This window comes from Cellulomonas fimi, from assembly GCF_028527925.1.
GTDB classification, from domain to species: Bacteria; Actinomycetota; Actinomycetes; order Actinomycetales; family Cellulomonadaceae; genus Cellulomonas; species Cellulomonas fimi_C.
Genome location: NZ_JAPESW010000074.1, coordinates 1 through 10814, shown reverse-complemented (window position 1 = coordinate 10814; position 10814 = coordinate 1). Strand labels below are relative to the sequence as shown.

Annotated in this window: 8 protein-coding genes and 1 pseudogene; 7 read left to right on the top strand and 2 right to left on the bottom strand. The window is 74.4% G+C overall.

Annotation, left to right across the window (positions count from 1 at the left end; all coding sequences use genetic code 11):
- The first annotated feature begins 99 nt into the window (after window positions 1-99).
- From OMK64_RS19090 to OMK64_RS19070, 5 genes are read left to right on the top strand one after another with little or no spacing between them, the layout of a single operon-like run.
- Complete coding sequence (locus OMK64_RS19090; protein WP_272729940.1) at window positions 100-1230, top strand: ABC transporter substrate-binding protein; 1131 nt, start codon at window positions 100-102, stop codon at window positions 1228-1230.
- Window positions 1230-2084: an ABC transporter permease gene (locus OMK64_RS19085; RefSeq protein WP_272729939.1), complete on the top strand. Its 855-nt coding sequence runs from the start codon at window positions 1230-1232 to the stop codon at window positions 2082-2084. Before OMK64_RS19090 ends, OMK64_RS19085 begins: the two co-directional genes overlap by 1 nt.
- Complete coding sequence (locus OMK64_RS19080) at window positions 2060-3025, top strand: ABC transporter ATP-binding protein (RefSeq protein WP_272729938.1); 966 nt, start codon at window positions 2060-2062, stop codon at window positions 3023-3025. The genes OMK64_RS19085 and OMK64_RS19080 overlap by 25 nt, the downstream gene beginning before the upstream one ends.
- On the top strand, window positions 3022-4476 hold the full coding sequence (locus tag OMK64_RS19075) for an LLM class flavin-dependent oxidoreductase (RefSeq protein WP_272729937.1): 1455 nt from the start codon (window positions 3022-3024) through the stop codon (window positions 4474-4476). Before OMK64_RS19080 ends, OMK64_RS19075 begins: the two co-directional genes overlap by 4 nt.
- Complete coding sequence (locus tag OMK64_RS19070) at window positions 4473-5498, top strand: aldo/keto reductase (protein ID WP_272729936.1); 1026 nt, start codon at window positions 4473-4475, stop codon at window positions 5496-5498. Before OMK64_RS19075 ends, OMK64_RS19070 begins: the two co-directional genes overlap by 4 nt.
- Window positions 5499-5585: 87 nt before the next feature.
- On the opposite strand, the gene OMK64_RS19065 is transcribed toward OMK64_RS19070, so the two are convergent.
- Window positions 5586-6647, bottom strand: a complete 1062-nt coding sequence (locus tag OMK64_RS19065; RefSeq protein WP_272729935.1) for a LacI family DNA-binding transcriptional regulator — start codon at window positions 6645-6647, stop codon at window positions 5586-5588.
- A 355-nt stretch (window positions 6648-7002) separates the two neighbouring features.
- On the opposite strand from OMK64_RS19065, the gene OMK64_RS19060 reads away from it, so the two are divergent.
- Window positions 7003-9684, top strand: coding sequence for a discoidin domain-containing protein (locus OMK64_RS19060; protein ID WP_272729934.1), 2682 nt, complete (start codon window positions 7003-7005; stop codon window positions 9682-9684).
- Between the two features lie 16 nt (window positions 9685-9700).
- Window positions 9701-10630, top strand: a complete 930-nt coding sequence (locus tag OMK64_RS19055) for a DUF1996 domain-containing protein (RefSeq protein WP_272729933.1) — start codon at window positions 9701-9703, stop codon at window positions 10628-10630.
- Here the strand turns inward: OMK64_RS19055 and OMK64_RS19050 are convergent.
- A pseudogene (locus OMK64_RS19050) lies at window positions 10579-10814 on the bottom strand (hypothetical protein); the annotation flags it as partial. The gene OMK64_RS19055 and the pseudogene OMK64_RS19050 overlap by 52 nt on opposite strands.

Sequence of the window (10814 nt, the reverse complement as noted above, 5' to 3'; positions counted from 1 at the left end):
TCCCCGAGGGCTCCCCTCCCCCGCGCACCACCAGCACCGACCGCCGCACGCCCGCAGGGGGCCGCGGCGCGATCCCTCCTGCCGTCGAGAGGCACACGCATGTCCACCCGTACCCGCCGGACCCGTCCGGCTCCCCGCACCGCGGCGCTCGCCGCTGCACGACCCCGGCTCGCCGCCGGGGTCCTCGCCGCCGCCCTGGCCGGTGCGCTCGCCGCATGCTCCGGCGCGAGCGCCCGGACGGCGGGCGACGACCCGACCACCGCGTCCGGCGACCTGCCGACCGAGATCCCCGCGGGCACGACCCTCGTCATCGGCGACCCCACGACGCAGAAGGCGGTCGAGATCGCCGGCGACGACCTCGACGCCGACCTGGACTTCGAGATCGAGTGGGTGAACGTGTCCGGCGGGCCGGCGACGACCGAGGCGTTCCGCGCGGGATCGCTCGACGTCGGCGCGGTCGCCGACATCCCGCCGATCCACGCGACCTGGACCGGCCTCGACGTGCGGATCGTCGCCGCGTCGTACCGCGAGGACTGGGAGGACTTCCCCATCTACGAGTTCGGCGTCGCGCCCGGCGTCGAGGGCGTCGACTCGCTCGAGGACTTCGAGGGCCACCGCATCGCGTACAGCCCGGGCCAGGCGCAGGGCGTCATCGTGCTGCGCGCGCTGCAGGAGGCGGGCCTCGGCCTCGACGACGTCGAGCTCGTCGAGCTGCCCAGCACGGGCGACGTCTACCCGACCGCGCTCGCCGCGGGCGAGGTCGACATCGCGCCCATCGGCGGCGTGCAGGTCGCGCGGTACGTCGACCAGTACGGCAAGGACGGCGCGCACACCGTCAGCCACGGCCTGCGCGACGACCCGAGCGTGCTCTACGCCCCGACGTCGACGATCGACGACCCCGCCAAGGCCGCCGCGCTGCGCGCGTACGTCCGGCTGTGGGCGCAGGCGAAGCTCTGGGTCGAGGACCACCCCGACGCGTGGGTGCAGGGCTACTACGTCGAGGACCAGGGGCTGTCCGAGGAGGACGGCCGCTACCTCGTCGAGCACGCCGGCACGCCTGACATCCCCACCGACTGGTCCGAGGCGATCGAGCGCCACCAGGAGACCATCGACCTGCTCGCCGAAGCCACGGGGAACGACCCGCTCGACGCCCCCGACCTGTGGGACCAGCGGTTCGCGCCGGTCATCGCGGAGGCCGTCGAGGAGTACCGGGCGGGGGCGAGCAGCTGATGACGACGCTCACCGCACCCCGGGCGCTCGCGTCACCGCGCGCGCTCAGCCGCGCGGCGACGACCCGTCGCCGCGCCACCCGCCGCCTCGGACCCGGCCGCAGCATCCCCGGCGGCGCCGCGCTCGGCCTGCTCGCGCTCGTCGCGTTCTGGGCCCTCGGCAGCGCGACCGGGTTCATCGACCAGCGCACGCTCTCCGCACCATGGACGGTCGTCACGACCGCGGGCGAGCTCATCGAGTCGGGCCGCCTGCAGGAGAACCTCGCGGTGTCCGCGCAGCGCGCGCTGCTGGGTCTGCTCCTCGGCATCGTCCTCGGGACCCTGCTCGCGCTCGTGTCCGGCCTCACCCGCGTCGGGGAGGCGCTCATCGACGGGCCCGTGCAGGTCAAGCGGGCCATCCCGAGCCTCGCGCTCCTGCCGCTGCTCATCCTGTGGCTCGGCATCGGCGAGACGATGAAGGTCGTCACGATCCTGCTCGGCGTCTTCGTGCCCGTGTACATCCACACGCACAACGGCCTGCGAACCATCGACGCGCGGTACGTCGAGCTCGCCGAGACCGTCGGACTGTCGCGCTGGCAGTTCGTGCGCCGCGTCGTCCTGCCGGGCGCGCTGCCGGGTTTCCTGCTGGGTCTGCGGTTCGCCGTGACCGGCGCGTGGCTGTCGCTCGTCGTCGTCGAGCAGATCAACGGCACGGCGGGGATCGGCTACATGATGGAGCTCGCGCGCACCTACGGGCAGACCGAGATCATCGTCGTCGGCCTCGTCCTGTACGGCGTCCTCGGCTTCGGCTCCGACGCGCTCGTCCGCCTCGTGCAGAGGAGGGCGCTCGCATGGCGACGCACGCTCGCGGACTGACCCGCGCACCCGGCATCCCGGCTCCGCCCGACGCCTCCGAGCACGCGCCCGCGCACGCCGACGGCACACCGGCGCCCGCCGGTCCGGCCGCACCCGCGCACGCCGACGGCCGCACGCCCGAGCGCTCGGCGGTCCCGCCGCCCGCGCACGGCGCGCTCGCCGACGAGCGCACCACGACGACCGACGGGTCCGTCGTGGTCCGCCACCTCGACCGCGCGTACGGCCTGGCCGAGGGCGACGGCCGCGTCCTGCGCGACCTCGACCTCACGATCGCGCCGGGCGAGTTCGTCGCGATCCTCGGCCGCAGCGGCTCGGGCAAGTCGACGCTGCTGCGCGCGCTGGCCGGACTCGACCACGACGTGCACGGCACGGGCACGGTCGCGGTCCCCGAGCGCGTGTCCGTCGTCTTCCAGGACTCGCGCCTGCTGCCGTGGGCGCGCGTGCTCGACAACGTGACGCTCGGCCTGCGCGGGCCGCAGGCGCGTGCGCTGGGCCGGGAGCGCCTCGCGGAGGTCGGCCTGGCCGGCCGCGAGCGCGCGTGGCCGACCGAGCTGTCGGGCGGCGAGCAGCAGCGCGTGTCGCTCGCGCGCTCGCTCGTCCGGGAGCCGCAGCTCCTGCTGGCCGACGAGCCGTTCGGCGCGCTGGACGCGCTCACGCGCCTACGGATGCACGGGCTGCTGCGCGACCTGTGCGCGCGGCACCGCCCGGCGGTGCTGCTGGTCACGCACGACGTCGACGAGGCGATCGTGCTGGCCGAGCGGGTCGTCGTGCTCGACGAGGGCCGTATCGCGCTCGACGTGCCGGTCGCGCTCGACGACGGCCCGCGCGACCCGGCCGACCCGCGGTTCGCCGCGCTCCGCGCCCTGCTGCTCGGCGCCCTCGGCGCCCTGGGCACCCTCACCCCCACCCATCCCGTCGCCGACCCGAGGAGCACCCGATGACGACCCACCGCGAAGGCCACCTGCACCTCAACGCGTTCCTCATGAGCACCGGCCACCACGAGGCGTCGTGGCGGCTGCCGGAGAGCGACCCGTCGTACGTCTCGACGAACATCGCCTACCTGCAGCGGCTGGCGCAGACGGCGGAGCGCGGCAAGCTCGACTCGATCTTCTTCGCCGACGGCCCCGCGCTGCACCGGGACATCGGCCGCCGCCCGTCGGGCACGCTCGAGCCGACCGTGGTGCTCGCGGCGATCGCGGCCGTCACGCAGCGGATCGGGCTCATCGCCACCGCGTCGACCACCTACAACGACCCGTACAACCTGGCCCGACGTTTCGCGTCGGTCGACCACATCAGCAACGGCCGGGCCGGCTGGAACATCGTCACGACGGCGTTCGTCGAGGCCGCCCGCAACTTCGGCCTCGACGAGCAGCCCGCGCACGCCGACCGGTACGCGCGCGCGGCGGAGTTCATCGAGGTCGCGCTCAAGCTGTGGGACTCGTGGGAGGACGACGCCGAGATCGGCGACAAGGAGGCCGGGGTCTGGGGCGACGCGTCGCGCGTCCACCCGATCGGCCACGTCGGCGAGCACTTCCGCGTCGCGGGCGCGCTGACCACCCCGCGCTCGCCGCAGGCGCACCCGCTGCTCGTGCAGGCCGGGTCGTCGGAGGACGGCAAGGACCTCGCGGCCCGCTACGCCGAGGCGGTCTTCACGGCGCAGCAGACGCTCGAGGACGCGCAGGCGTTCTACGCGGACCTCAAGCGCCGTGCGGTCGAGTGGGGCCGCGACCCCGCGACGGTGCTCGTGCTGCCCGGGATCGTGCCGGTCATCGGTGCGACCGAGGCGGAGGCGCGCGAGAAGGAGGACGAGCTCGACCGGCTCATCAACCCCGAGTACGCGCGCGTGCAGCTCGCGGCGCAGCTGCGGGTCGACCCGGAGGAGCTGCCGCTCGACCGCGAGCTGCCGGACCACCTCCCGTCGGAGGACGAGATCGAGGGCGCGAAGAGCCGGTACACGCTCATCGTCAACCTCGCGCGGCGCGAGCGGCTCACGGTCCGCCAGCTCATCGGACGGCTCGGCGGCGGGCGCGGCCACCGGACGTTCTCCGGCACGGCCGAGCAGGTCGCCGACGCGATCCAGGACTGGTACGACCGGGGCGCGGCCGACGGGTTCAACATCATGCCCGCGGTGCTGCCGTCCGGGCTGGAGGAGTTCGTCGACCAGGTCGTGCCGATCCTCGTCGACCGCGGCATCTTCCGGTCGGAGTACACCGGCACGACGCTCCGCGACCACTACGGCCTCGAGCGCCCGGCCAACCCCCACACGGTGGCGCGACGCGCGGCGCTCGCCGCACTCCCGTCGCAGACTGCGGGAGACGCCGCACCGACCACCGCCGCCGCGGCCCCCACCGGGCCCGCCCCGGCACCCGTCACCCGAGGAGTCCACGCATGACGACGTACCGCCCGCTCGGCCGCACCGGTGTGCAGGTCAGCACGCTCACGCTCGGCGCCATGAACTTCGGCGCGTGGGGCAACCCCGACCACGACGAGTCCGTCGCGATCATCCGCCGCGCGCTCGACGCCGGCATCAACGTGATCGACACCGCCGACGTCTACTCGCGCGGCGAGTCCGAGACGATCGTCGGCAAGGCGCTCCAGGGCCGCCGCGACGACGTCGTGCTCGCGACCAAGGTCCACGGCCGGCTGTCCGACGAGGTCAACCACGCCGGCAACTCGCGCCGCTGGATCATCCGCGAGGTCGAGGACTCGCTGCGGCGGCTCCAGACCGACCACGTCGACCTCTACCAGGTGCACCGCCCCGAGCCGGGGACGGACGTCGAGGAGACGCTGTCCGCGCTCGACGACCTGGTCCGCGCGGGCAAGGTCCGGTACGTCGGCACGTCGACGTTCCTCGGTTCGCAGATCGTCGAGGCGCAGTGGGTCGCACGCGACCGCCGGCTGGTCCGGCCGGTCACCGAGCAGCCGCCCTACTCGATCCTCGCGCGGGGCGTCGAGCGGGAGATCCTGCCGCTCGCCCTGGAGCACGGCCTGGGCGTCCTACCGTGGAGCCCGCTCGCCGGCGGCTGGTTGTCCGGCCGACCCGTCGGTGCCGACGCTCCCGTGTCACCGCGCATCGCCCGGCAGCCCGGCCGGCACGACCCGTCGCTGCCGGAGAACAAGGCGAAGGCGGACGCGGTCCACGCGCTCACCAAGGTCGCGGAGGCCGCGGGCCTGACGCTCGTGCAGCTCGCGCTCGGGTTCGTCCTCGAGCACCCCGCCGTGACGTCGGCGATCATCGGGCCGCGCACGCCCGAGCACCTCGACGCGGCGCTCGCGGCGCTCGACGTGCGCCTGTCGCCCGACGTCCTCGACGAGATCGACGCGATCGTCCCGCCGGGCACGACGCTCAACGCCGCCGACGCGGGCTGGACCCCGCCGTCCCTGACTGACCCGGCCCTCCGCCGCCGTCCCTGACCGTCCGATACCGACATGGGTGCCGTCCGCAGCCGCCGAGCGGCACCCATGTCGGTGTCGACGCCTGCCTGACGTCCGCGGCCCGCGTCAAGCGGAGTCGCGGACGCGGAGGGTCGGCTCGAAGATCACCGACGACACGCGCCGGTCGGTCGAGGCGAGCTCGTCGAGCAGGATGCGCGCCATCTCCCCGGCCATCTGCTCGATGGGCTGCCGGACGGTCGTGAGGGCCGGACGCGCGAACGCGCCGACGGCGCTGTCGTCGAAGCCCACGACGGCGACGTCCTCGGGCACCCGCCGCCCCGCGCGGTGCAGCGCGTCGACGGCCCCGAGCGCCATGAGGTCGTTCGACGCGAACACGCCGTCGAGCCTGGGCTCCTCGGCGAGCAGCCGCTCCGTCGCGGCGACACCCGAGTGGTACGTGAAGTCCCCGGCCACGGTGGGCACGAACGCCTGGCCGTGACGCGCCATCGCGTCCTGGAAGCCCGCGAGCCGCTCGACCGCCGCACGCACGTCGAGGGGACCGGAGATCGCGGCGACGTCGCGGCAGCCCCGCCCGACGAGGTGGTCGGCGGCCAGCCGGGCGCCGTCGCGGTGCGCGACGTCGACGAAGCTCAGCGGCAGCGGGTCCGGCGGCCGGGCGAAGGTCACGGCCGGGAAGCCGCCCTCGACGAGGAGGCGCGGCAGGGGGTCGTCGCCGTGGGTCGAGACGAGCAGCGCGCCGTCGACGTTCCCCTGGCGGAGCGCGGACAGCACGCGCGCCCGGTCGGCGTCGGACTCGGCGAGCATGAGGACGGGGTCGACGTCCCGGGCGCGCAGCGCGCGCAGCATCCCGCCGACGACCCGGCCGAAGAAGGGGTCGGCGACGTCGAGCGTGCCCGTCGCGTCGGCGAGGTCCCCCTCGGGACCGTGCGGGTCGGCGCCCGAGACGACGATCGCGACGGACCCGGTGCGGCGCGTGACGAGCGACCGCGCGGCGAGGTTGGGCACGTAGCCGGTCGCGGCGACCGCGGCCCGGACGCGTTCCCGCAGGTCGGGCGCGACGTTGCGCTCGCCGTTGACGACGCGCGACGCCGTGGCGCGTGAGACGCCGGCGGCGCGCGCGACGTCCTCCAGGGTCGGCGCTCGCGCCGCGACACGCTGCTCGGACATGGACCGATCGTAGCCGCCTGCGAGAGCGCTCTCCAAGAATTCTCCTGTGCTGACACACCTCCGGCCGATCCATCGCCCGGAAAACTGACTTACTTGTCAGTCAGCAAACGCTGGCGCGTCGCGGCGTTTCGGGTCTAGCGTGCGGAATCACGACGAAGCGCGACATGCAGAAGGCAGCGTCGAGCACGTCGTCCCCCGCACCACCGGCGAAGCGCGATGGAGCGCTCTCCCACTCGACGGGCCGCCGTCCGTCCCGGACCCACACGACCTGGGTCCCGCACCGCCCGCACCACACCGGCTCGACGACGAGCCGGTCGGACCGCGACACCGCCGTCGCCCGCTCCGAGGAGGCACCGTGCACGACCCGTCACGCTCACCCGCCCGCACCGCCCGGCCGCGCGGCCGCGCCCGCACGGCGCCACCGCGGCAGCGCCGCCCCCTGCTCACCACCGTGCTCGCCGCGCTCGCCGTGGTCGTGACCGCGACCCTCGTCCCCGCGACCGCGGCGCAGGCGGAGCCGACGCTGCTCTCCCAGGGTCGCCCCACGACCGCCTCGTCCGTCGAGAGCGCCGACTACACGCCCGCGTCCGCGGCGACCGACGGCAGCACCACGACCCGCTGGGCCAGCTCACGCTCCGACGACCAGTGGCTGCGCGTCGACCTCGGCACGAGCGCGCACGTCGAGCGCGTGACGCTGCGCTGGGAGTCGGCGTACGCGACGGGCTACCGCCTCGAGGTGTCGACCGACGGCACGACGTGGCGCACGGTCCACTCGACGACCAGCGGCGCGGGCGGCACCGAGACGCTCACCGTCGACGGGACCGGCCGCTACGTGCGGCTCGTCGGCACGAAGCGCGCGACCGGCTACGGGTACTCGCTGTGGGAGCTGCAGGTGTACGGCACCCCGGGCGGCACCACGGCCACACCGACGCCGACGCCCACCCCGACCGGCACGTGCGGCACCGCCGACGTCGCGCAGGGCCGCCCGGCGACGGCGTCGTCGTCGGAGCAGGGCGCGGGGACGGCCGCCGGGCTCGCCGTCGACGGTGACGCGGGCACCCGCTGGTCGAGCGCGTTCGCCGACGGGCAGTGGTGGCAGGTGGACCTCGGCTCGGCCCGGGCGCTGTGCCGCGTCGAGCTCGTCTGGGAGGGCGCGTACGCGCGCGCGTTCCGGGTCCTCGGCTCGACGGACGGCACGACGTGGTCGCCGCTCGCGACGGTGACCGACGGCACCGGCGGGACGCAGCGGCTGGCCCTGACCGGCACGGCCCGCTACGTGCGCCTCGACCTGCAGACCCGTGCCACGGGGTACGGCTTCTCGCTCTGGGACGTCCGCGTGCAGGTGGCCGGTGGCGGCACGACGACGCCGACGCCCGACCCGACGCCGACCGGCCCCGCCGACGGCAAGGTCCGCGTCGCGGGCACGACAGGCTCCTGGTCGCTGCTCGTGAACGGCCAGCCGTGGCTCGTCAAGGGCATCACATGGGGGCCGCCCGCGGGCGAGTTCGCGCAGCACGCCGACCGGCTCAAGGCCCTGGGCGTCAACACGGTCCGCACGTGGGGCACGGACGCCGGCTCGAAGGTCCTGCTCGACGCGGTCGCCGCCGCGGGGATGCGCACCGTCGCCGGCTTCTGGCTCGCGCCGGGCGGCGGCCCCGGGTCGGGCGGCTGCCCGAACTACGTGACCGACCAGGCGTACAAGGACGCGGCCCTGAAGGACGTCGTCACCTGGACGACCGCGTACAAGGACCACCCCGGCGTGCTCCTGTGGGACGTCGGCAACGAGTCGCTCCTCGGTCTCGGCAACTGCTACTCGGGCGCGGAGCTCGAGGCGCAGCGGCACGCGTACGCGGCCTTCGTGAACCTGGCCGCGCAGCGCATCCATCAGATCGACCCGAACCACCCCGTCACGTCGACCGACGCGTGGACCGGCGCGTGGCCGTACTACAAGGCGAGCGCGCCCGACCTCGACCTCTACGGCCTCAACGCCTACGACGCGGTGTGCGACGCGAAGGCCACGTGGGTCGCGGGCGGCTACGACAAGCCGTACCTGATCACGGAGAGCGGCCCCGCCGGCGAGTGGGAGGTCGACGACGACGCCAACGGCGTGCCCGACCAGGGCACGGACGCCGACAACGCCGCCGGCTACACGCGGGCGTGGGACTGCGTCCGCGCGCACGCCGGGGTCGCGCTCGGCGCGACGATGTTCCACTACGGCAACGAGGGCGACTTCGGCGGTATCTGGTTCAACGTCTCCCCCGGTGGCAACCGGCGGCTGTCGTACTACGCGCTCGCCCGCGCGTACGGGGGCTCCGCGGCCGCGGCCGGGACCAACACGCCGCCCACGTTCAGCGGCATGACCGTCGCGAACAGCGGGTCGGTCGTCGCGGGCTCGACGTTCACGGTGAACGCGTCCGCGACGGACCCGGACGGCGACCCCATCACGTACCACGTGCTGCTCAACAGCAAGTACGTCAACGGCTCGGGCGGTCTGTCGGGCGCCCAGTTCACGCGCAGCGGCAGCACGTTCAGTGTCACCGCGCCGCAGCAGCTGGGCGTCTGGAAGGTCTACGTGTTCGCCGAGGACGGCAAGGGCAACGTGGGCGTCGAGACCCGCTCGTTCCGCGTCGTCCCGCCCGCCGTCGCCGGCACGAACATCGCGCTCGGTCGACCCGCGACCGCGTCGTCGTTCGACCCGTGGAACGGCAACTGGACGCCCGGACAGGCGACCGACGGCAGCTACGCCACCCGGTGGGCGTCGAACTGGTCCGACGACGAGTGGATCCAGGTCGACCTGGGCTCGGTCCGCTCCTTCCGCAGCGTCCAGCTCGTCTGGGAGTCCGCGTACGCGAAGGGCTACCGCGTCGAGACGTCGAACGACGGCACCACCTGGACGACGCTCACCACCGTCACGAACGGCGACGGCGACGTCGACACCCTCGCGGCCGCGGGCAGCGCCCGCTACGTGCGGGTGCACGGCACCACCCGGGGCACCGCCTACGGGTACTCGCTCTACGAGCTCGGCGTCTACGCCTGACGGAAGGAGCACCACCATGCGCCACCTCACGCACCGCACCACGAGGGTGACGGCGGTCCTGGCCGCCGCGGCCACGGTCCTCACGGGACTCGCGACCGCGCTCGTCGCCCCCGCAGCACCGGCCCGCGCCGACGACTACGTGTCGCACCACGAGTTCCAGGCGAACTGCGAGCCGTCGCACGTCGCGTCGGACGACCCGATCGTCTTCCCGGGCCGCCCCGGCGCGTCGCACCTGCACACGTTCGCGGGCAACGTCACCACGGACGCGTACTCGACGCCCGAGTCGCTGCTGCGCGGCGCGACCACGTGCCGCGTCCCGGCCGACCACTCGGCCTACTGGTTCCCGACCGTGCTGCGCGCCGGGCAGCCGGTCGTGTCCACGTGGGAGCAGACGTTCTACTACAAGTCCGGGATCGAGGACTACACGAAGGTCGTGCCGTTCCCGACCGGGCTGCGGTTCGTCGCGGGCGACATGATGGCGACGCCCGCGTCGTTCCGCGCCGCGCCCGGCTTCGTCGAGGGCTACGAGTGCGGCGACAGCGCGTTCAACGTGTCGCTGCCGGCCTGGTGCCCCCCGGGGACGCAGGTCAACATCCGCTACCAGTCGCCGAGCTGCTGGGACGGCGTGCACCTCGACTCGGCCGACCACCGCAGCCACATGGCGTACCCGATCGGCGGCGTGTGCCCGTCGACGCACCCGGTGGCCGTCCCGATGCTCGAGTACAAGGTGTTCTGGCCGGTCAGCGGCGACTTGTCCGACGTCACGATGTCGATGGGTGACGCGTGGCGGTGGCACTACGACTTCGTCAACGCGTGGGAGCCCGCGACGCTCGCCGCGCTCGTGCGGCACTGCATCAACGGCGGCCTGCAGTGCGACTCGCGCGGCTACGACCTCTACAAGCCGCACCGCGGCGCGGCGCTCACCGCCGACCACCGCCTGCCGTGACCCGTGCCGGGGGCCGACCGGTGCGCGAGCGCCGCCCGGCCCCCGGCGCCACGGCGCCCCGACGCCCACCCGTACGACGACGGGAAGACCGCGAGGTCCCCCGCGACGTGGACCCGGCGCATGGGTGCCGCCTGCGAGACTGCCCAGCGGTTCTCGCCCGCGAACGGCGTGATCGTGAGGTTCT